Source organism: Microcoleus sp. S13C4 (genome assembly GCF_036700865.1).
GTDB lineage: Bacteria > Cyanobacteriota > Cyanobacteriia > Cyanobacteriales > Microcoleaceae > Microcoleus.
Map to the genome: position 1 here is coordinate 1 of NZ_JAUBPS010000052.1, position 20,740 is coordinate 20,740.

18 protein-coding genes, 2 tRNA genes and 1 pseudogene are annotated in these 20,740 nt (G+C 45.8%); 7 read left to right on the forward strand and 14 right to left on the reverse strand.

Annotation, left to right across the window (positions count from 1 at the left end):
* Positions 1-333 precede the first annotated feature (333 nt).
* Positions 334-792: a hypothetical protein gene (locus QT996_RS20135; protein WP_333048530.1), complete on the forward strand. Its 459-nt coding sequence runs from the start codon at positions 334-336 to the stop codon at positions 790-792.
* Positions 793-1,046: 254 nt separating this feature from the next.
* Here the strand turns inward: QT996_RS20135 and QT996_RS20140 are convergent, their stop codons facing one another.
* Positions 1,047-1,424 (reverse strand): Mo-dependent nitrogenase C-terminal domain-containing protein, encoded by a 378-nt coding sequence (locus QT996_RS20140; RefSeq protein WP_333048531.1) that lies wholly within the window; start codon positions 1,422-1,424, stop codon positions 1,047-1,049.
* 469 nt (positions 1,425-1,893) lie between these two features.
* On the opposite strand from QT996_RS20140, the gene QT996_RS20145 reads away from it, so the two are divergent.
* Positions 1,894-2,484, forward strand: a complete 591-nt coding sequence (locus QT996_RS20145) for a rhomboid family intramembrane serine protease (protein WP_333048532.1) — start codon at positions 1,894-1,896, stop codon at positions 2,482-2,484.
* A 141-nt stretch (positions 2,485-2,625) separates the two neighbouring features.
* Here QT996_RS20145 and QT996_RS20150 read toward each other — a convergent pair whose 3' ends face one another.
* The gene (locus QT996_RS20150) at positions 2,626-5,517 is read right to left on the reverse strand and encodes a PAS domain S-box protein (protein ID WP_333048533.1); all 2,892 of its coding nucleotides are present in this window, start codon (positions 5,515-5,517) and stop codon (positions 2,626-2,628) included.
* Positions 5,518-5,568: 51 nt separating this feature from the next.
* Between QT996_RS20150 and QT996_RS20155 the strand changes: the two genes are divergently transcribed.
* From QT996_RS20155 to QT996_RS20165, 3 genes are all read left to right on the forward strand, one after another.
* Entirely contained in the window at positions 5,569-5,763 is a 195-nt protein-coding gene (locus QT996_RS20155; protein ID WP_333048534.1) for a hypothetical protein, read from the forward strand.
* Positions 5,764-6,202: 439 nt separating this feature from the next.
* A complete protein-coding gene (locus QT996_RS20160) occupies positions 6,203-6,586 on the forward strand; it encodes a hypothetical protein (protein ID WP_333048535.1) in 384 nt (127 codons plus the stop codon).
* A 234-nt stretch (positions 6,587-6,820) separates the two neighbouring features.
* Positions 6,821-7,009: a DUF2949 domain-containing protein gene (locus tag QT996_RS20165; protein WP_333048536.1), complete on the forward strand. Its 189-nt coding sequence runs from the start codon at positions 6,821-6,823 to the stop codon at positions 7,007-7,009.
* 307 nt (positions 7,010-7,316) lie between these two features.
* On the opposite strand, the gene QT996_RS20170 is transcribed toward QT996_RS20165, so the two are convergent.
* The 11 genes and pseudogenes from QT996_RS20170 to QT996_RS20220 all read right to left on the reverse strand — a co-directional run bounded on the left by QT996_RS20170 (position 7,317) and on the right by QT996_RS20220 (position 16,511).
* Positions 7,317-7,393 (reverse strand) — tRNA-Met (locus QT996_RS20170).
* Positions 7,394-7,467: 74 nt separating this feature from the next.
* A tRNA-Met gene (locus tag QT996_RS20175) sits at positions 7,468-7,544 on the reverse strand.
* A gap of 117 nt (positions 7,545-7,661) precedes the next feature.
* The gene (locus tag QT996_RS20180; protein WP_333048537.1) at positions 7,662-8,615 is read right to left on the reverse strand and encodes an asparaginase; all 954 of its coding nucleotides are present in this window, start codon (positions 8,613-8,615) and stop codon (positions 7,662-7,664) included.
* Between the two features lie 181 nt (positions 8,616-8,796).
* On the reverse strand, positions 8,797-9,306 hold the full coding sequence (locus tag QT996_RS20185; protein ID WP_333048538.1) for a CGLD27 family protein: 510 nt from the start codon (positions 9,304-9,306) through the stop codon (positions 8,797-8,799).
* Positions 9,307-9,308: 2 nt separating this feature from the next.
* A complete protein-coding gene (rsfS, locus tag QT996_RS20190) occupies positions 9,309-9,728 on the reverse strand; it encodes a ribosome silencing factor (RefSeq protein WP_333048539.1) in 420 nt (139 codons plus the stop codon).
* A 137-nt stretch (positions 9,729-9,865) separates the two neighbouring features.
* On the reverse strand, positions 9,866-10,504 hold the full coding sequence (gene yqeK / locus QT996_RS20195) for a bis(5'-nucleosyl)-tetraphosphatase (symmetrical) YqeK (protein WP_333048540.1): 639 nt from the start codon (positions 10,502-10,504) through the stop codon (positions 9,866-9,868).
* Between the two features lie 572 nt (positions 10,505-11,076).
* Positions 11,077-12,345 (reverse strand): WcaI family glycosyltransferase, encoded by a 1,269-nt coding sequence (locus tag QT996_RS20200; protein ID WP_333048541.1) that lies wholly within the window; start codon positions 12,343-12,345, stop codon positions 11,077-11,079.
* A gap of 161 nt (positions 12,346-12,506) precedes the next feature.
* On the reverse strand, positions 12,507-12,944 hold the full coding sequence (locus QT996_RS20205; RefSeq protein WP_333048542.1) for an ATP-binding protein: 438 nt from the start codon (positions 12,942-12,944) through the stop codon (positions 12,507-12,509).
* A gap of 547 nt (positions 12,945-13,491) precedes the next feature.
* Positions 13,492-14,490, reverse strand: coding sequence for a sugar transferase (locus QT996_RS20210; RefSeq protein ID WP_333048543.1), 999 nt, complete (start codon positions 14,488-14,490; stop codon positions 13,492-13,494).
* A 396-nt stretch (positions 14,491-14,886) separates the two neighbouring features.
* Positions 14,887-15,555 (reverse strand): DUF3318 domain-containing protein, encoded by a 669-nt coding sequence (locus QT996_RS20215; RefSeq protein WP_333048544.1) that lies wholly within the window; start codon positions 15,553-15,555, stop codon positions 14,887-14,889.
* A 173-nt stretch (positions 15,556-15,728) separates the two neighbouring features.
* Positions 15,729-16,511: pseudogene (locus QT996_RS20220) on the reverse strand (DUF2079 domain-containing protein).
* A gap of 385 nt (positions 16,512-16,896) precedes the next feature.
* Between QT996_RS20220 and QT996_RS20225 the strand changes: the two are divergent.
* Both QT996_RS20225 and QT996_RS20230 read left to right on the forward strand, forming a co-directional pair.
* Positions 16,897-17,772: a polysaccharide deacetylase family protein gene (locus tag QT996_RS20225; protein ID WP_333048545.1), complete on the forward strand. Its 876-nt coding sequence runs from the start codon at positions 16,897-16,899 to the stop codon at positions 17,770-17,772.
* Between the two features lie 209 nt (positions 17,773-17,981).
* Positions 17,982-19,430 (forward strand): DUF5009 domain-containing protein, encoded by a 1,449-nt coding sequence (locus QT996_RS20230; RefSeq protein WP_333048546.1) that lies wholly within the window; start codon positions 17,982-17,984, stop codon positions 19,428-19,430.
* Between the two features lie 81 nt (positions 19,431-19,511).
* Here QT996_RS20230 and QT996_RS20235 read toward each other — a convergent pair whose 3' ends face one another.
* On the reverse strand, positions 19,512-20,573 hold the full coding sequence (locus tag QT996_RS20235) for a hypothetical protein (RefSeq protein ID WP_333048547.1): 1,062 nt from the start codon (positions 20,571-20,573) through the stop codon (positions 19,512-19,514).
* Positions 20,574-20,740 lie beyond the last annotated feature (167 nt).

Consider the following 20,740-nt stretch of genomic DNA (forward strand, 5'->3'; position numbering starts at 1 on the left):
CGCGTCATTGGTTTTCTCACTGGATGGTCTTGGATTTTACATTCTTTATCTCTATCACATCTTTAAAAAAATGGTATCAGTTGCAGGGAAACTCACAAAAAAATATCATTCTCAGTAACGAGCTTTCGATTATACATTCAATCCTATTGTGGGGCGGGCTTCTAGCCTGCCCCTAAAAGCTTATTGAGAATAGTACCCGCTCTCAGGGGAAACGGAAATTGCATCCAAGGATTTCCTCCTTGAGGCCGATTGGGAAAACTGTACTGTTCGATCGCCCTAATCAATCCAACTTACCTAGATTAGACGCATCAACATATTTTAAAGGAATGACTTATGAACTTCACAGCAAGACTCACACAAACCAGCTTACTTGGTTTAATGCTATTTGCCAGCAATCCAGCGGCAACCTTTGCTCTAGGACAATCGAACACAAGCACTGCATCAACAGCGTCTCGCACTCAGTCTCCGATTGAAACCATACAAATAGCTCATGTATCCACTCCCCAAAAACAGGTGAGAGATTTTTGTGTTCGCCAAAGACAGACACTGGCAAACTATTTCGAGACCAGCAACTTTCGGATATATCTGTGCTACAACCACGCTCATCAACTATATTACTACGGCGTTAAAAAGAGTAACGGCAGCACGATCGCCCTGCGTGCTCGAACTGAAGAGGGGACTGGTTACGTGGCCAAAAATGGTGCCTACGATTACATTGTTACAGGAGCTAGCCTTAGTATTTATAACAAAGGCAAACGCATTCTCGAACAACGAGTGATTCGCTCCCTTTAGTATTTAAATGCGATCGGTCTTTCAAGCCCCGACTTCTTCAAAAAGCCGGGGATCTAACAGAATATCTGGCTTTTCTGCTGAGGCAGATGAAAGTTTGTGTAATTTAACCTCGAACTCAAATGACCGGCGCTTCGCCACCTTTGAGTTTGAGGTTAACAGGTTTCCAGCGCCGAATAATCTCAAAATAAAAAAAACCTCCCCAACAAGGATAAGGGAGGGTGAAAAGACAGTGAAAATTTTAAGTTTTTGCAGAATTAACAATAAGGAGTTACATCTTCGCCACACTCGTCAGCCAAATAACACAAAGCACGAAAGCGCAGCCCAACCACTTGCTCGTAAAGCGGATTTAACTTGCACAGCGGCGGAATGGATAATAAAGTGCGATCGCCAATTTTGACTTCTCGCTCAAACGGACACTGGCTGGGAATAAACTTACACAGCAACCGAGCCAACTTTTGACTTTTAATTGCAGTGTTATCAAGCCATTGTTTTAGCGGATGCAAGGGGTCAAAGTGTGGCTTTTGACCGTAAGGTTGAGAATTTGTAGCGACATTAACGGCGGTTTCTTGTTTGCCAAATCCTACCCAATTTGGCAGAGTTCGGTAGGAGACTGTATGCTCGAATACGTTCATTTTGCTCTGTTCCTCTTTTATAACGAGGTGCCAAGAACTCTCTGTAGAGCTTGTGCGATATTATCTACAATCAGTATCTACAGCATCTCGTTTTGCTTTACCGGATTGAACTTCTTAAATTAATGACTTAGGGCGAGAAAAGTAGTTCCTGATTTTTTTTAAGACGGTGTGCGGTCTAAAAAGTCTCCTCATTTCAAGCCCAACGATTGATTGATAGGGTAAAAATTTTGTCTTCTACGTTCTAGCTTCAACTTTCGGTTGACTCTCCTTTTGTAGTTCAATTACAATTGTGACGCATTGAGCTGAATTATCCTATACGTGTAAATGCGGAACTTTTAATGAAAGTTATAATATTTTTAAATAAGCTCTGCTGCAAAAAACCCTGAAACCTCGCCCCAACTATCTTTGCTCGCGATCGCTCATAAACTCCTACAATTAGAAATAATCGGTATCACCGCCCTCACCACCCATGAGTAACCCAGAAACCAAAACTATCACCCGCGAATTGCAAAGCCACGCCGCCATTCTCGGCGGCTGCGTCTCTCTCCTCTGGATTATCGAAATTGTCGATGTATTCCTGTTCCAAGGCCGGCTGAATGCCTACGGAGTCCGGCCCCGCAGCCTCGACGGACTTCAAGGAATCCTGTTGATGCCTTTTCTGCACGGCAGTTTTGCTCACTTAGCCGCCAATACCCTCCCTTTTGTGACATTGGGTTGGTTGATTATGCTGCGAGAAATTAGCGACTTTTTTATCGTGAGTGCCGTCACTGTGCTAGTCAGTGGATTCGGAGTTTGGCTAACCGGTGCGCCTAATTCCGTTCACATTGGTGCTAGCGGATTAATCTTTGGTTACTTCGGCTTTTTGCTGCTGCGGGGCTATTTTGAACGCAGCTTTACCTCTATTTTGTTATCTTTAATTGTCGGTTTCTTCTACGGCAGTTTAATTTGGGGAGTTTTGCCCTCGCAGCCGGGAGTTTCCTGGCAAGCGCATTTCTTTGGCTTTGTTGGCGGCGTATTAACAGCTCAACTTTTGGGGCGGCCGAAACGGCAAATTACCTAGGATTAGGACTTATGGTGCATGGTATCATCACCTTAGTTTATTGCCCCGAATTCATCTGAAAGCGTAGGTTTTTTGTCAAGAAAGCTGGTTTCTTGTGTAATAATTGCGTCCCGGACAGCAAGACTAACTCCTGACCAATAATTAAACCCGCGCCGGCAAGCACACAGTAAAAACCGAACCGCAACCTAACTCGCTTTCAACGTGCATATCGCCACCCATCATCACGCAAAAGTGACGGCTAATAGTCAATCCCAAACCCGTGCCGCCATACTTGCGCGTAGTTGATGCGTCGCCCTGCATAAATGCTTGAAATAAATGCTGCAATTGTTCGGGGGGAATCCCAATGCCCGTATCAGCTACGCGAAAAATTATTGAGTCGGAAGGTTCTGCTATTTCTTGAGTGGTTAAACTGTCATGTTTAACTCTTTCAATACAGAGGCTAATAGTGCCATGTTCCGTAAATTTGGCTGCATTGCTCAGCAGGTTGAGCAATATTTGACGAGTTTTGGTAATGTCAGCATACATCATTCCCAAGTCGCTACCACAATCAACTTCAAACTTATTAAAATTTTTATCTACCAAGGGTTTGACAGTAGAAACTACCTCCTCAATTAAATTAACCGGGTTGAAAGTTTCTAAGTAAAGTTCCATCCGCCCCGCTTCAATCTTAGAAATATCGAGAATGTCGCTAATTAAAGATAGCAAGTGTTTGCCCGCTGTTTGAATTTTTTGCAAGTCGGGGATAAAATCTTCGCAGCCTAAATCCTCGGCGTCTTCTTTGAGAATATCGCTGTAACCAATAATCGCGTTGAGGGGAGTTCGCAATTCGTGGCTCATATTAGCTAAAAAGGCGCTTTTGGCTTGGTTTGCAGCTTGAGCGGTTTGAGCGACTTTTTGGAATTCTTCTGCTAATTTGCGCTGGGTAATATCTTCGGCAATACCGACGATGCGGTAAATTTCTCCCGTTTGGTTGCGGACTGGAAAAGCCCGATCGCGCACCCAGCAAACTGAACCGTCCGTTGGCTTAGCCCCCGTAGGGGATCGCACTACCCGATACTCCTCATCATAATCGCCCCGCACCTGTTTCTCAAAAGCACCCTTGACGCGATCGAGATCCTCCGGGTGAATAGCATCCCAAAAAGCCTCCGGTTCTGACTGCAAACTCTGACAGCTCAAATTCCATATTTTTTCGCAAGCAGGGCTCACATAAACTAGCTGCTTTTGATTGGGTTCTCTAATCCAAAATACCTCATGAATATTTTCTGCCAACTGGCGAAACCGCTCCTCGCTAGCCCGCAACTTCTCCACAGCACTGTGAAATTCCGTCACATCCTGAATCAGCGATGCCACCCCGATAATGCTGCCGTCAGCATCAACCAAAGTCGTATTGTACCACTCGCACAGAATAATTTTGCCGTCTTTTCTGATGTTTTCGTTAATGCTACTAACTCCTCCTTGATTAGTGAGCAAAGTTATAGATAGTTGCGTGACATACTCCTTAGCACTTTCAGGAACTATGAGATCGACTCCGTGGCGTCCCATAGCTTCCAAGCGGTTGTATCCAAAAATTCTTTCCGCTGACAAATTCCATTCCGCTACTTCAAAGTTTAGATCCCATTCAATTGCTCCCAAAGGAGTTTGGTGAAGATGCAGAGCCAGTTTTTGCTGCGAGTTTTTCAGAGAAATAATTAATTGATTTTTGTCGGCGATCGCAGATTCTACCCGATCTTCGAGAGTAGTAAACGACTCTTCCAATTGACCGGCCATCACATTAAAAGAGCGAGCCAGGACACCCACCTCATCCTCCCGCTCTACAGACGCCATCAAGCCGGGATCTACTGCCATCCCGTCCCATTCTCCCCGCGACAAAGCATCCGCAGCCTTGCTCAGACGCCGAATCGGTACCACAATCCACCTAGAAGTCAGAGCGCCAATCGCCGTTGCCAGCACCAAAGCACCCAGACACATCACCACAGTATACCGAGTGTTGGCATGAATCCTTTCCATAAAATCGGCTTCAGGAACCGTCACCACAATCAACCAATCGAGGCCCCTGCTGTCTAAAAGCGGCGTCACCTGTAGAAATTGCCGTTGACCGTCGATCGTAAAATCTAACTGGCGAGATCTGTCAATTTTGTGCAAATCCCCGAAGCGTTCTGTCAAATAGCGGGCGGTAGATCGAATTAGAACATTCTTGCTGCTGGCTGCCACAATCCGTTTTGCAACACCGTTGCTAACAATAAATGGCGGTTCCCGAGTAGAATTTGCCACCAATTGTCCCGACCTTTCTACAATAAAAGTCTGTCCTGATTTGCCAATTTTTAGAGTTTCCAAGAATTGATTGAGCTGGGCAAGTGCCAAGTCAGAACCCAGGATGCCAATAAGTTTACCATCCTCGCCATAAACTGGTTGAGCAGCCGTAATCGCTAGTTTGGGAGCATCAAAATAATTATAGATTTTACTCCAAGTCGGTTTGCCTGCGCGCACCGGAGCTATGTACCAAGGTCGGACGCGGGGGTCGTAGTTGAGAGTAGTTTTTAATAGCTTGGTTGGTTTCTCGAACTCTGACAGCGCGTAGCTATGTAAATTATAGCCAGTAGATTGATTGGAAATCTGAATTTGCAACTTGCCGTCGTCGAGGCGTTCAACTCCAATAAAATCTTTTTTTTCGGATGCGAATTGAATGTAGCTAATTTTATCAAAAATTTTGATTTGTTTGTAGAAGTAGCGTTGCAAACTATCACTATCCTGCTCGTTCACAATGCCGAGACGGATAGCATCGAGATTGAGCTGATTGATTTGGTGTGGCGTTTCAATATAACTATTAATATGTTGCTGGATACGCGATGTGACTTCTGCCCGCAGTTGTGCGGCAACATCGTTGACGGCTATGCGCCCATTCCGGAGTGACAGCCACCCCGTCAACCCTACCGCAGCGAAAGTCTGGAGGGCAAAAGGCACAACAAGGACGATGCGAATTGGCACTTTTCCCGACATTTTTAAAATCGAGTCGGTCAGATATTTGATTGGCATGGTAAAGCAGAACTATTATGAACCTACAACATTCCGGTCAAGTACAACTTGATGAGCGCAGGTTTTGAAGTTGAGATGGTTTTAGTAGGCAAAGTGCTGTTAATAACTCGGAATCTGCCGCTGGCAACTGAGTTTTTAACGACGGCCCCCGTCATCTTAGCGCGATCGCGAGCTTTGGGAACATTGGCGAGCGAGATGAATGCAGTATCAATCTTGGACTTAATCTACACGCTCATATTATTATAGATTTTGAGATTAAAGAATTAAATAATTGGGAAAAAGAGATTCTGTAAGGGTTTAGAACTTGCCTGCTGTTGCATTCTTTTTTTAGACTGGTATCTGAAACTGGGTGTTTTTAGCGTTTCGGCGGTCTGCAACGAACTATTTTCGTGAAAAAAAACCGATGGATAGCCACCCCTGCGTCCAGCACTAACTATTTTTCCACTCCTGACGCCCGCTAATCAAACCAATCGAGTTTTGGGTTGACTCAGGCCTGAAATGACGTATTCTGGCGTTTCAACCCGGTTGCAACGTCAGTTCTCTTTGACCGATAGCGCGATCGAAAGTTATAAGTTTTAACAGGAACTTTAATTGATATCTCCACAAGCAGCTACTTTTGATAGAGTGCAACTTAATTCCGGCTAGGTAAAATCAGCATAGTAGGATGCAACTAGCGGAGGCATGGATGATGAACGCAGTTATGGCTACTCTTGGCACTGCTCTCGGACTGAGCTCCATTTTTATCGGTTTGACCCCGGCGGTTCTCGCCCAACAAAGACTGCAACCAGCGCCCCAATATTCGGAAACGACTTTATCTGGGGACTCGTTGAGGACTGTGGAGGACAGAACCTTAGACTCGGACTACCAAAACTTGATTGGTCAACCAGAAACGGCGTCTAATTCTGCTAGAAGGGAAAGCAGCTTGGGCGACACATTTCGCCTCAAAATCGATGGCCCATTGGAATTTATTACTACTCCTTCGGACGCCCAGCGTCAAGGAAATCCTCTACCTCCAAAACAAACCGACAGCGGTACAGAAGCGGGAGTTCAGCTTCAGCTAGGACTTTAGCACTTTTAAATCAATTCATTTGAAGCAAACGAGCGATCGCGGAATCCAATTTTTGAGTCTCGCAGTTATTGTGACTGCGATCGCTTTTTTATCAGAGTTTTATCACAAGTTTTGTGCGGTTTCCATCACACAAGGTTCTCTATTGTGAACATACGATTAGACCAATTAAACTTCCGATACAGACCGATTAGCTACATATCTTTACAATAGCGCATAAAACTGGCGGTTAAGGTGATGGGAAAAACTCAACTGATCGATTATTTGCGGGGAGAGTTGGCAATATCGAATTCTGCCATCGCCGTTGCTCTCCGACACGGTGAACAAGATGCCAGCGAACTGCCGATGGTTTTGTGGCAGTACGGGTTAGTTACGCTGGAACAATTAAACCTGATTTTTGATTGGCTGGAAGCTCAGCCGATTTAGCAATTTAAAATCCTGAGTTGAAAAATATGGATATCGGATTGGAGATTTTTGACAAAGAAAGCTTGCACAAACGGTCGTCGAAAAGTATAGGGTTGAGTGTTTAGGTTGAGGGTAGGTCTTATTTTGTCCCAATTAGAAAAATACAAATATACAGTAGGGACATAGCACTGCTGTGTCCTCATTTTTGTTGCCGCCTAAAATAAACTGCTTTCAATCTGTCGCAGAGACGATCGCACTCGGCATCAAACAGACGGTATAAAACAAACCCCAGCAACTTTTAGGCTGCCGGGGCTTGTCTTATCGAATTTGGTGGCGGGAAGTGGATTTGAACCACTGACCTTCGGGTTATGAGCCCGACGAGCTACCAGGCTGCTCTATCCCGCGTCGCTTTGTCTCTCTCTAGTGGTTTCCAAAAACAAAACCCTGAAACCTTTACGATTACAGGGTTCGGTTAAATTTGGTGGCGGGAAGTGGATTTGAACCACTGACCTTCGGGTTATGAGCCCGACGAGCTACCAGGCTGCTCTATCCCGCGTCGCTTTTTGTCTCTTTACTAATATAAACATATCTTTCTGAAAATTGCAACCCCTAAATCAAAAAAATTTTAGATTGTGGGAGGGGTTGCTGAAATCGGCTCAGAGTCTCGATCGCCCTAAAGCATCGAAACTTCCCCGATTACCTCCAAGCGCTTGAAGTCGCTGAGAGTGAGGTAAGTTTCCGAAAGAGTTTCGGCGATCGTCGGAGTAATCCACCCCAACTGTTTGAGCAAGTGAATCGCCACAGCAAATTGAGCGCGTTTTCCCCCATCCGTCACCTTAATTGCCAAGCCCATGCCTTCGCCAACGCGGCCAATGCACTGCACCCCTTCGGCGCCGGACTTGCTCACCAATTCCCCTTGAGTCAAGCGCATCAGTTCCGTGTCAAATTTGCCCTCACCGGCAACCATCATTGGGTGATGAGTCATAGCGCGGACAATCCGCTCCATATCCACATTGGTGCCGGAGGCTAACTGAGCGTACAAAGACGCCATTTGCCCCAACTGCAACAGATAGGTAGGAGCGCCACAGTCGTCACGAGCGCTGATAAACTCTTCGGCAGGCATTGCCAGCAAGTCAGCCACTTTGCCCAAAATAAGCTGCTGGACGGGATGTTTGCGGCGCAAATAAGTTTCCATAGGCCAGTGCAGTTGCTGACAGACAGCCAGCATTCCGGCGTGTTTGCCGGAGCAGTTGTATTGCAGGGCGCTCTTTTTGCCTTCGGGAATGGGGCATTGAAGTTTAGAGGGGTCAATGTCGCAGCGCCACAGGACGTTAAATACCTGGCGCGATTGCTCGATCGTACCTTGATGGGAACTGCAAATAATCGCTAAATCTCGATCGGTCAATTCGTAGCGTTCTAAAGTCCCAGTCGCCGTCACCGCCAAAGCTTGAAAAGGCTTGAGTGAAGAACGGACAAATGATGCCGTTTCCGAGTTACCAGCAACAGACAGAACGCGCCCGCGGTTGTCGCAGACAGCGGCCTGGGCGCGGTGCCTTGATTCCACAATACCTTCGCGCAGCAGTGTAACTTCAAGTTCGGGAGCTTGGGTTCGTTTTCCCCTTGTCATATCAATTTTAGATTTTAGATTTTAGATTTTAGATTGGGGCCGGTGGAAGTTTTGAATTGCGAGCTGCCAGTTACGAGTTATAAAGTTAATCTTTCTGCGATCGTTTCTCACTCATGCACCCCGTGTGCCCTGTTGGCTGTGCGCGGCAATCTCAAAACTCAAAACTCCCTTCCATTCGCGATTACAAACAACTCCAAGTTAGTCCCCCGGCTACCAGCAATACTGTCAAACCATAAAATGTCTGCCGCAGACGCCTGAGAATTGGTTCTAGTTGGTAGTTGACAATCAACTGGTCTTGAAGCAAAACTTCGGGAGTTTTAGGCCAAGATTGACAATCGTACCAACCAGACTCTTCGTAGACGACCGTGGGATTTGAAAGGCGCGATCGCACGTAGAACCAACCCAAGTAGAGCCGCAGCAAAGCTAATCCTAGAATAAAACCGGCACCTGCGGCACCGCTGAGGACAAACTGAGCTGGATACTTGACAGGAGCAAAGCTAGAAGCAGCTATCGGCCCCGATACCAAGCAACTCCAAGCCCAAACCCAAGCTAGTTTTGCCAGGTATCCGGGCCAATTGAGTGTTACCCAGCTAAAAAACCAGGATTCTTTAAGTTCTTGGTATTCATTGATGGGTCGCTGTTCTTGCGGAACGGGACAAATAGAAGCAGAAACGTTTTTCACATTAGCCATCCTCACGGCGCGGGGGAAAAGTCAATGCGTTCGGCGTGTCCCCAGAACGCTTCTAAATTGTAGAACTCCCGCTCTTGAGGCTTCAAAATGTGAATAATGGCGTCGCCGTAGTCCATGACGATCCAACTAGCGTCTGATAGCCCTTGTGTACGCAGTGGCAAGCGTTGCCACTCTTCTTCCACTTGGTCTGCTATTGCTTGCGAGATGGCTCGTACCTGGACGTTGGAAAATCCGGTGACGATCGCAAAGTAGTCTGCCAAAAAGCATACTTCTGACACCCGGAGCAATACAATATCTACTGCTTTGCGGTCATCGGCTGCTTGGGCAACGGTCATGATCAGGCCACGGGCTTCGTCTTGGGATGTGCTGTCCGTTGCTGTAGACTGGGCTCTGGAGTATTCGAGTTGGGTTAGATCTGACATTAAGTGTTTAAGTTCCTAATTGATAGGGTTCGAGGGAATGGGTGCGCTTTCGCGATCGGTTGTTGCCAGTTTGAGGCTGGAAATAGGAGTTAGGCTGAAGCCAAAAGTAAGGACAGGATTGCTGGTAAATTTTACTTTTAACTTGTGATTTGTTTGATCGACTTTTCTGTCGAATTTCCTGTTTCCGGCGATTCGCGGGCCATTTGCAGCGCCCAATTCCGCGTAAGTACGGTGCGGGGGTGGATGTAGCAGCGAGTTTCTAGCAAATATTTAAGAGAATAATCGCTACTTTGCCACACGGCTGCATAAAGATTTTGCAAGCTTGCCTCGCGCAGAGCTTCTAGTTGGGCTGTGTTGCCGCGGCTCGGCTCTATGCTATCTGCTACAAATACGGTACAACTGAGCTGACTCATGTTTGGTCTGCCGAGGGTGTGATTGGCGATTGCGTCCAAAATTTCTCGATCGACCACCCCGAATTCGTCTCTGGCGACGATCGCGCTTGCGTCTGCGTGCAGCAAATGCGGGTGTGCTTCCAACACTGAGTCTAACTCTAAACCTTCCTTCTGGGCCATTTGCAGGAGCAGTGGAGGTTTGAAGTATTTTGCCAAATCGTGCAACAAACCGGCCGATCGGGCTTTTGCTTCGTCGAGGCCGTAATGGCGAGCCAAGTCACCTGCTGTCTGTTCGACTCCGAGGATATGTGTGATCCGGGCAGCAGGAACGCGGTCACAGAGCCAAGCTAGGACGTTTTCGCGCTGGGGCGGTGCAAGTGTCAAATATTAACTCCAAAATTGTAGGAGCTACTATTTTAGCGTTTTCTTTTAATGGACTGCTGTGTCGCGTAACGGCGGTGTCGTGACATCTCCGGTGCTTCCGGGCGATCGACTGTTTGGGAGATAGGTTATCTTTTCTGATAACTGCTTGAATATTTAAAACAGTAGCTACCTGAACAATTAGTCTAATGGACTTGCTATTTTTGGTAATTATCTCATTTTTTCTATTTTTAGTCAGTGCCCTCAAAGGTTATCTTGTCGTTAAGCCACTGCTAGCTTCTCTGGGAATTTTTATGATATTTTGTTAATTAAACTGATTTTTTTTAATCTTAATCAAAATTGCTGTAACGGGAAGTCAAAAAAAAATTCCCTCATCACTATTTTACTTTTAATCGGGGTAGTCAGGGCTGTTTGGATCGCTGCGGGGACAGTTCCTGTTCTCGTATATTGGGGACTTAAATAGCTCAACCATCAGTATTTCATTTTTTTGTATTTATCTTAACGAACGTTATTTCTGTACTGCGAATACAAACATTTTTTGGCGCTGTAAGTAGGCACGATTCCAAGCGGTTATCTTATTTTGGGAGTGGCGCCAATATTTTCTCAGAATGACTCGCTGCCACCGTCGCAAATAAAGCTTCATAATGATTCAAAGCTTCCTCAAATCCGTAATTTTCCACAGCATAATTTCTGCCTTGCTCGCCCAACGCATCCACCTTAGCAGGGTGCAAGTACAAATCCTCAACAGCATCAGCCAAAGCCTGCGAATCTTCCGGCGCTACCACCACCCCGCCACCGCTTTGCTGCACTGCTTTCTGGGCCGTACCAGTTTCTGGAACCGACGCCAAAATTGCCCGACCGCTGGCGAGAATTACTTGAATTTTTGAAGGCATATTGAAGTTAGTAACGCGGCGCTTTTGTACGACTAAACTAACATCAGCAGCAGCTAACAATTCGGGCAATTTTTCTCGCGGTTCAAATGGTAGCAGCATTACATTATTAGCTTTGTAAGTTTCGCAATCTTGTTGCAAGCGCGCTAGTGCTGTTGATTCCCCCACAATTACAAAAGCGATTTCGGTTATGTGTTTCAAACGAGCTGCTGCTTGGACAACTGTTTGCAACCCTTGAGTGAGGGCAATATTGCCAGCATAGAGAACGACAAATTTGCCCTTGAGTTTGTGAGTTTCTCGAAATGAGTTATTTTCCTTGGGTAAGGGGCGAATGAAATTGACATCAACCCAATTGGGAACGCAAACTATTTTTTCGGGGGGTACTCCCTGAGAGTGCAATTTTTTGACAAAACCGCTGTCGATGACGCTTACTTGGCTGGCTGTGCAGTAGGCCAATTTTTCCAAAGCGTCAGCAATGCGAACTAGCAGTCCGTTTTTTTTGACCAAGCCGACGCGCACGGCTGCTTCTGAGACGATATCCTGAACGTTGAGGACGATCGGGCAAGCGCGAATCCGGCCGTAAAAGGCGACTGGGACGCAAATCGGTAAAGGGGGCATTGTCGAGAAAATCACGTCGGGACGCCAGCCTCTGAAGGCTTGGACGGCGCTGGAGAGGACAAAACTGCCGTCTAGCACAAGTCGGTCTAGGAGGCTGGGGTGGGGGCCGTTGACGCGCAGATAGCTGCGCTGAATTGTGACGCCGTTGTGTTCTTCTGTGAGGTAAAATTTGCCCTCATATTGCGGATAAATCCGGCGCTGCGGATAGTTAGGCATTCCTGTGACGACTCGGACTTGGTGGCCGCGCTTGACTAGGCCTTGCGCTAGTTCTGTCATCAGGGGGGCAATACCGATCGGCTCTGGATAATAGTTATAGGAATAAATTAGAATACGCATAATATTTATTTTGAAGCAAATTGTCCTGCAGCCGCGTGCATCGAGCCTGCACCCGCAGAATTGCAGAGGATGTGGTTGGATTCCGGGTAGGACAATAGGGGGCGAGGGGATCTTCCACTCCTTGGGAAAGAAGCCGCCCTTACCGGGCGGGTATCGCGCCCTCATGTAATGTTTTTTCGCATTACCAGGCAGTTGCGGCGATCGTCGGTACGGATATAGCGAAGATCGTCTGTGAGCTTGTACATGAACACCAGTCCCCTTTCTCCTTCTCTGTCCAAAGGATCGCGCTGCTCTTGCATGATCGAGTGCAACTTTGCTTCTAAGTTGAAGGGTTGACCCCTGTCCCAAATCCTAATTTCTAAGTAATCGGCAAACACTTTTACCTCAATGTCTATGGGCGTCGTGGGGGGCAAGTTTTGGTGAGCGTGGCGGACAGCGTTTGTAAAGCCTTCGTTGATTATCAGCCGGCACTGCCACCAGAAATCCGCTGGCAGCAGGGGCAAAACGATATTCTCCAACCATTCCAAAACGGATGTTAAAGCATTCAGGTCTGTTTCGACCTGAAGGTGCGGCTCGGCCTTTGGTTGCTTGTCTTTCATCTTTCTTCCCCCTGGTCGGCCCCCACCACCGCTGTACTCAGCGCCGGAGGGAGAGAAAAAGGAGGGCAAGGTCTTGGCAACATATTAGTTAAGTCAAGCTTGAGTTGAAGAAGCCCGTTTTGCCTCAAGGTGAGCATTCCTTTCGCACCATTTACTCGCACAGCAAATGAGAGACTTTTGATACTGTAACCCGCCTCGGTAGGGCGTTTAAATAGGGAAAATTCCCGAGTCAGCTTGCGAGGAAGTGATTTAAGCTTCGATCGTTTTAGCAGTCGGTACTTTTCTAAACACAGGTGAGTTCTTCTCGTCCTCGAAAATCCTGCTGGGATCATTCGAGTATGACCTCGAACTCGCCAATTGCTAATTATTAATGCTCTGATTGCAGAGCTGGCAACTAGCTGTGCATTTTCTGGGCGTGTGAATTTTAACACTTAATGCTAACGTAGGTATCGCTAGCGATCGTCTGCTTGACTAAGTATCGAGTTCGAGTTTCCGTCCCCCGTCGGCAACAGCACCTCAAAGTTCAGCGGTGGGTTGTTGAGGGTTCCTACACAGCGCCACTATTTTTGTTAAACAGGACTGTTACAGTTTTGACAATTAGTTTGAGGTCATACACCAGGCTCCAGTTTTGTTGGTATTTTAAATCTAAACGGATGACATCTTCAAAATCGCGGACTTGAGAGCGACCGTTGACTTGCCATTCTCCTGTCATCCCTGGTTTGACATCCAAACGCTGCCACTGAGGGACTTCGTAGCGCTCAACTTCGTCTGGGGTAGGCGGTCTAGTGCCGACTAGACTCATTTCGCCTTTGAGCACGTTCCAAAACTGCGGCAGTTCGTCGAGACTGGTTTTGCGTAAGATGCGCCCGACTTTGGTAATCCGCGGGTCGTTGTCATTTTTGAAAAATGCGCCAGAAGCCTGGTTTTGGATTTGGGCTTTCATTGCTTCGGCGTTGGTACACATCGATCGAAATTTCCAAATCCTAAATTGTCTGCCCATCCAGCCACAGCGGGTTTGACCGAAAAATATCGGGCCTGGATCGTTGATAGTGATTGCTGCAGCTATGGGTACGAGCAAAATTCCTGTAATCATCAAACCGACGATTGCTCCAACGACATCTATCAGCCGCTTCACCCACGATTGCACTGAGGGGTGGGTCATCGGTAGGTGATTGTCCGAGGGGTTGGTCTCTATGGGAGTTGAGGTTGCAGAGGGCTGCTCGATCGTCAGCACTTGATCTAGGCTGGTGAGAGCAAATACTGCCATCACCTGTGGCTTGAGGCTCCGGAGCACCAAGTCGCTATCCCGCTGTTTGGCAAATTTCAGATTGCTGACTAAAGCACCGATCCCGCTACTGTCGATGAATGTCGTCTGACTGAAGTCTAGGACAATCTTGCTGGGAACGGTGCTGCCCGAAAAAAGTTGCTGGCAGGTTGTCTTGAAGTTTACGGCTTCAAGTACGCTCAAGCGCACGGGTATGTGAACTGAGGGAATCTCGTCCGAGTACGTTACCCGAAAATCTGCCTCTGGGGTGTGACTGACCATGAAGTCCTGGTTTCAAATTTCAAGCTGATGTCTTTAGCCTATTCTGTCCTAGCAGCTCCACCTTTACCAAATATTATGGTTAACAAAAGGCTAGCTTTATACAAACTTTACAAAAACGCCTTCAAACTCGCCCGCCGAGAATGATATCAAAGGCAAAAATAGACTTAAGTCTACCCGTGCCAGTTTTGGCCCACAGATTTTTGAACGCAGTCGCTGGCAAACTTTGACATCGGAATCAAGATTTTTGTGGATTCAGGCCGATTAATCTTGTCGTTAATAATTTTTGTGCCTGTCTTGCACCCGCTAGCCATCGCAGTTAACAGTTAACAGCTAACACACAAGTCAACAGTTAACGGTTAACTGGAAAACCCCCGTAACTAGCGTCGGGGGATGAGGTTAAGAATTGTACACGTTTTCTGACTGGGAGGTTTCGCGGGTGATAGGTTGGACTTTGGCTTTGGCTTTGGCTGCGTTGCGTTTGAGAGCCTGGAGACGAGCTTCGTATTTAGCCCGCTGCTGTTTTTTGGAGGTTTGCTCGATTAAGGTTTTTAAGGCGCTGCCGAGGCTTTTGTAGGCGTTTGGGAGAGTGTAGCCGAAGCGGGTTGCCAGGGCGAGGGCTTTTTCGTCGGCGTCTACTGCTTCTTTTAGACTTTTCTCTCCGTTGTTTTTTTGGTAAAGTCTCCAGCCGGAGACGCCGCACAGGGATAGGGCTAGTAACAGCAGCAAGCCGTCTTGCACCCAAAGTTCACCGACGGCGCCGCCTAAACCAATGGCGAGGGCTGCCATTTCCCAACCGTCTCTGGCGATGGTGTCGTTTTGGATTCTGGCGACTTCGTGCCAAAATAGGAGGTTCCGCTGATCCATTGCTAGCTGTTCCCAGCGGATCAGGTCTATTTGGATTTCTACCTGGTCTTTGCCTATTTCTTCGCTGCGGATCAGGGTAGGATTAACTTCTATTGTTTTTTCTACTGTTACCCAACTTTGGAGTTCAGGGGGCAGTATGTTTTTCAAGCGCCGGATCTCACTCATCTCGGCTCTTGCTGTAGAGGTTGCATAGGATGTCATAGCTCCGGCCTATTGATTTTCCAAAGGTTAATATGTGTCTATTTCTGGAGTATAGCAAACCTTTAATCAAAATCTAGTCGAGTAACGGGGGTTGATTGACCAGTACTGGCAAATTTACTTGATTTTACTCTCTGGGGGCGATCGCAACTGCCGACTCGATCATTGACTTTCGACTATTTCATCAACGGTTCGATTTCTTGTCGCAATTTCAACCAAGCCGACAAAACTTCCGGCTTAGAAGTTATGCCTTTTTGAACTAAAACAACTCCGTCCAATACTTTAGCAATTCCGTACAAACCTCGCCGTCGAGCTTCATCGGTAAAACGCACTCCCGCCAGAACTCTACCTCTGTCAACGGGAACTTTTAAATTGTTTGGCTGCAACTGCCACAAATCTAACAACGCATAATCGACATTGACTACTTTTCTCTCTTCGTCTTTCATCTGTATCACTTCTAAACGGATGATGTTCCGGCGGCCCGAAAGGTGGGAAACGATATAACCGCTGGTAGAAATGCTAGCATCTTGGGGAATCAAACTTAAGACTTTTTTGACATTAGCTGCGTGTCCGAGTTGAGCCGGCAAAGATTGATAAACTCAAGGTTGAAAAGAATAAGGAGAGATGAAATACAAAGCTCGATTCGGATTGGAAGTGTACGTAAGCAGTATTGACAGACCGCTACACCCAATCCAGAAGCGGTGGAACCTGGGTTTGAATTTATCTTGATGTTGCGACCACCACAGGATTGTACCGTAAAATAACCCCGGAATTACAGCAAATGTGTAGCGGGTGTTGATAGAAGTAGTGGCCTGATTAACAACTTGCAGCAACAGAAGCAGTAAAGGAAAAACAGTCATTAACCAGGCGCTAGGAGCGATCACAAAAATTGCTGGCGGGGAGAGGTATTGTTCACTGCTGCTGAGAAAATTGACTTCAACTTCGCCTTGAAAGTGCAAAGATGAAGTTGGACTTTTTGGAACCTTTGAACAGGGGGCAGTTTAGGGGTTGGAGGGTGCTGTCGGAATTGCTGCTGTCGATCGCCCATACTGCCTAATCTATCTCAAATGATGATTTTTTAGCCAGCGGACGATTGCCACTCCTCCACCACTTCTGTCGTGTCAACGGGGGTTGCGGGATAAGTGCGATCGAGAAAATTTTATCATGCTAAAGTTGAGCCAGCTTATCTTTAGGGAAAACGCGGGCGATCGACAATCTAGATGCTCCCAGCAGATCAGCCAGAAAAACCCTCTTATTCCCACCCGAACTTTTTACTTCATGAGGTTGTAATTGTCAATGGTAAATTATTTAGTGAACAAATGGCCGGAGTATTTTAAACCCGGTATGACGCCCAGAAAAAAACGCATTATTAGCTTTATACTCGCCTTCCTCCTAACTTTCATCACTTATCAAGTAATCCTAGAAATTATCACAGTAGAAATTCCGATTTTCGGCTTTCACGATATTGTTGACCTTCGGAATTCCCAGGAAATACCGCCGCGTAGAGAATTTCCTGGCGACTACAGCCAGCAAAATTTGGAACCTTTTTTAGATTATTTAGTTAGCCATAACTATTGGTTTTTGTCATCCCAAGAGCTTTACGAGTATTTCATAGCGAATCCTAAAAAACTGGTGCCGAGTGAATATCGCGATCGCCCAAAAGTCATGATTACTTTTGACGACGGAAATAAAAGCATTTATACGCACTTACTGCCGATTTTAGAAACTCTCGAAAATAAATACGGCAAAAAAACCAAAGTAGTTGTATTTATCAACTCCGGCTTCTTGGGCCATCAGGACTCGCTCATAAAAAAGGTAACTTGTCAAGACTTGAGAGACGGAATGCAAAAAGGTTTTTATGATATTCAATCCCACGGACTGAATCACGAAAATTTAACAAAAATTTCTCTGACAGCATTAGACCGAGAATTATCTGAAGATCAAATTAGACTGAGGAAATGCACCCAAGATTTAGACCAAAATCGAACAGTCGCCTCACACATAGCCTACCCGTTTGGCGCTGTCAACAAACAAGTTGACAAATACGTTGCCAAATATTTCTCATCAGGATACTTGTACGACAGTTTAAAATTAAAACTGCGGTTTTTTCCACCCAATAAATACCGAATTTCCAGGTTAACAGTCAATAAAAAACACTCCGCAAAAAGACTCAGCAACCTAGCTTCAGGAAGCTGGCTCCACAAATTAATTGGCAAATAAGCCGGAGATCTTCTATTATTTGTGAAGAAAAAAGATGTGTAGTAATATCCTGTGCCGTAGTAAATTAACCGTTATTCCGCTGGGGGTTAGGTTCACAATTATCTATCAAAAAGCGCAAAAACTCCAGTAAACCCGCCCCGGCCGATATCTTGCGGTAAACCAACCGTACTTGATATAAATTAGAATCCCAAACATCAGAGGTAAAAGACATGGTGAAACAAGAAAATAGTTTAGCAGTTGCTGCGGTTTCCCAACGCGCAGACGCGCTGGATGCCCTGCGCGGACTAGCAGTTTTAGCAATGGTTTTATCCGGTACAATAGCCCGGAAAACATTGCCGGCGTGGATGTATCACGCTCAACTGCCACCGCCCGACCACATTTTTAATAACAAACTGCCGGGATTAACCTGGGTTGATTTAGTTTTCCCCTTCTTTTTGTTTGCAATGGGGGCTGCGATACCGCTAGCTTTGTCGCGCCGCATCGCCAAGGGATGGGATACAAAAAAAGTGATTTTATCTATTTTGCAAAGAGGCTTTTTGTTAGCGTCATTTGCGATATTTCTCCAGCACATTCGCCCGACTATAATTAACCCAGACGCATCCATCCCGCAGAAGTGGTGGATGGCATTGTTGGGATTTTTAATATTATTTTTGATGTATGTTCGCTGGCCGTCTAGGTGGTCTGTGTGGCGGCGGAGATCCTTAACCCTTGCTGCTTGGAGTGCGGGGATTGGCTTCGTATCTCACATCAAATATCCCAACGGTATAGGATTTTTAGTTAGCCGTAGCGATATTATTTTGATTGTACTAGCAAATATGGCGGTTTTCGGCTCGCTAATTTGGCTGTTTACTCGTTCAAATACGTGGTTGCGAGTGGGATTTTTGGGCTTGCTGTTGGCGGCGCGGCTGTCTTCTCATACTGACGGTTGGATTAATTTAGTTTCGCTGTACTCTCCTGCACCTTGGCTGTTTCAATTTGATTATTTAAAGTATTTGTTTGTGGTGATTCCCGGTACGATTGTGGGCGATTTGCTGGGTCGGTGGATAGAGTATTGTTCGCCGGAAGAGGCGAGTTATGCTAGCTGGAAAAGTTGGCGCTATTTTAGCCTTATGGTTTTGATGTTAGCTGTCAATTTAGTATTGTTAATTGGACTGCAAGCTAGATGGGTGTGGCAGACTGCATTAGTGACGGTGATGCTGTGTTTGTGCGCTTTGGTTTTGTTGAGAAAGCCAGGGAATGTCACGGAAAATTTCTTGAACCGCCTTTACAAATGGGGGTTTTATTGGCTGGTTTTGGGTTTGCTGTTTGAACCTTATGAAGGTGGCATCAAGAAAGATTCAGCGACGATAAGTTACTTGTTTCTAACGGCGGGAATGGCTATTTTGCTGTTGATTGGGTTGACTATAATTATCGATGTGTTTCAAAGAAAATGGTTTTTGCAGTTGTTTATTGATAACGGGGTAAATCCGATGATTGGCTATGCAGGATTTGCGAATGTTATCTGGCCCATTCTGGTTTTAAGTAAATTGGAACCGGTGATTATTGAGATGACTTCAACCAATCCGTTTATGGGGTTTTTGAGGGGGTTGGGATATACGACTATTCTGGCGTTAATGGTGGTAGTGTTTACGAGGTTAAAACTGTTTTTGAGGACATAAATTTTGAGGTTTGTAGTAAGAATTTTAGTGCTTATTGATTCAAAACTAAGGGAGAGGACTTCCGTCCTCTCTACGAACTTATTAAGATTGGAGCGACTTCAAAATACCGCTTTCCAACTGATAAATGGCAGCCATAATCCCGCTTTCAGGATTTGTGAGCAGGGACTTTTTGACATCTTTTAAGTATTCTAAAATATGTTCCCGCAAAATCGGTCTTTCTACTTTGACTGTGTGATTGTAATCCCACAAATCCCAAATGATAATCCCGATGCCGACAATAGGGTCGATTAAACTTACTCCCAACTGACTAGCCACTGTACCGCCTGTTTTTGTGGCTACCTTGGCGGCGGCTTTGCTGGCAACTTTTGCGGTAACTTTACTACCAACTTTAGCTGCTACTCCCAAAATTAAGGGTTTAGCAATTAAGTAGCCACTGCCCCCAACTAATACTTTTAATGATAAATTAGAGACGTTTCCTTTGTCGCTAATTGTGGTGGCAATATCGTTCAGATATTTGTCCCAGTGTACTTGCGGTATATTATAATTGTTTTGAACTACTTTCACATTCTTGCTAACTTCGGCTATGTACAAGTTAGCAGTATCTTGAGTGATTAATTGAAATCGCAGTTGGGCGTTTTTGGGAACCAGAACGCGGTTAGCAAATTCTCTTTGAAAGTCTTCGGTTAATTTTTCGGAAACAGTTTGAGAAGCTGCTGTCATATCAAATCTGTTGAGTACGGCAGATTTCACGAAATTAAAAGGTACGGTAAACTCCATCTTTTTTTGATTGAAGTAATCAAAGTACCAATCTAGAAAACTGTTATCAACTCTTGCAATTACTTCGGTTTCCCATTTGTCCAATTCTTTTGACGCGAAAGTTTCGGCAGTTATATGGGATTGTTGGATAGCGTTTTTAATGTCTTGGTTGACTTTGCTAAAATCGTGCGGTGGCGAGACTACAACTGCTGTGGTTCCGGTATTTGTTAGTGACTGGGAAATTAGAAAGTTACCTAATAGGGGAATGATGACTACTAGAATTACGATCGTCCAAATCATCGGTGTGACAGTTTTGATAAACTGACCGATAACTCTGAGACGTTCTGTTTTCTCTGAATAGCTAATTTTTTCCTTGTCTTGACTCATGGCGGTTCCTCAATAGATGAGAATTTCTGGCTAGTTTTGATTATAGGCGGCGTTTTGTGCGATCGTGTTACGGGCGTGCGGCCTGAGATTCTGGAAAAGTTGGGGAAAAGTGCGCCCTTTCATCCCTGACTGTATAATAGTCATAGCCTTAGTTATAGCTCAGGTAC

What these genes read in the sequence shown, in the direction of transcription:
- QT996_RS20135 (WP_333048530.1), top strand. Translation starts at nt 334, where the DNA reads ATGAACTTCACAGCAAGACTCACACAAACCAGCTTACTTGGTTTAATG.
- QT996_RS20140 (WP_333048531.1), bottom strand. Translation starts at nt 1,424, where the DNA reads ATGAACGTATTCGAGCATACAGTCTCCTACCGAACTCTGCCAAATTGG.
- QT996_RS20145 (WP_333048532.1), top strand. Translation starts at nt 1,894, where the DNA reads ATGAGTAACCCAGAAACCAAAACTATCACCCGCGAATTGCAAAGCCAC.
- QT996_RS20150 (WP_333048533.1), bottom strand. Translation starts at nt 5,517, where the DNA reads ATGCCAATCAAATATCTGACCGACTCGATTTTAAAAATGTCGGGAAAA.
- QT996_RS20155 (WP_333048534.1), top strand. Translation starts at nt 5,569, where the DNA reads ATGAGCGCAGGTTTTGAAGTTGAGATGGTTTTAGTAGGCAAAGTGCTG.
- QT996_RS20160 (WP_333048535.1), top strand. Translation starts at nt 6,203, where the DNA reads ATGATGAACGCAGTTATGGCTACTCTTGGCACTGCTCTCGGACTGAGC.
- QT996_RS20165 (WP_333048536.1), top strand. Translation starts at nt 6,821, where the DNA reads ATGGGAAAAACTCAACTGATCGATTATTTGCGGGGAGAGTTGGCAATA.
- QT996_RS20180 (WP_333048537.1), bottom strand. Translation starts at nt 8,615, where the DNA reads ATGACAAGGGGAAAACGAACCCAAGCTCCCGAACTTGAAGTTACACTG.
- QT996_RS20185 (WP_333048538.1), bottom strand. Translation starts at nt 9,306, where the DNA reads ATGGCTAATGTGAAAAACGTTTCTGCTTCTATTTGTCCCGTTCCGCAA.
- rsfS (WP_333048539.1), bottom strand. Translation starts at nt 9,728, where the DNA reads ATGTCAGATCTAACCCAACTCGAATACTCCAGAGCCCAGTCTACAGCA.
- QT996_RS20200 (WP_333048541.1), bottom strand. Translation starts at nt 12,345, where the DNA reads ATGCGTATTCTAATTTATTCCTATAACTATTATCCAGAGCCGATCGGT.
- QT996_RS20205 (WP_333048542.1), bottom strand. Translation starts at nt 12,944, where the DNA reads ATGAAAGACAAGCAACCAAAGGCCGAGCCGCACCTTCAGGTCGAAACA.
- QT996_RS20210 (WP_333048543.1), bottom strand. Translation starts at nt 14,490, where the DNA reads ATGGTCAGTCACACCCCAGAGGCAGATTTTCGGGTAACGTACTCGGAC.
- QT996_RS20215 (WP_333048544.1), bottom strand. Translation starts at nt 15,555, where the DNA reads ATGACATCCTATGCAACCTCTACAGCAAGAGCCGAGATGAGTGAGATC.
- QT996_RS20225 (WP_333048545.1), top strand. Translation starts at nt 16,897, where the DNA reads ATGACGCCCAGAAAAAAACGCATTATTAGCTTTATACTCGCCTTCCTC.
- QT996_RS20230 (WP_333048546.1), top strand. Translation starts at nt 17,982, where the DNA reads ATGGTGAAACAAGAAAATAGTTTAGCAGTTGCTGCGGTTTCCCAACGC.
- QT996_RS20235 (WP_333048547.1), bottom strand. Translation starts at nt 20,573, where the DNA reads ATGAGTCAAGACAAGGAAAAAATTAGCTATTCAGAGAAAACAGAACGT.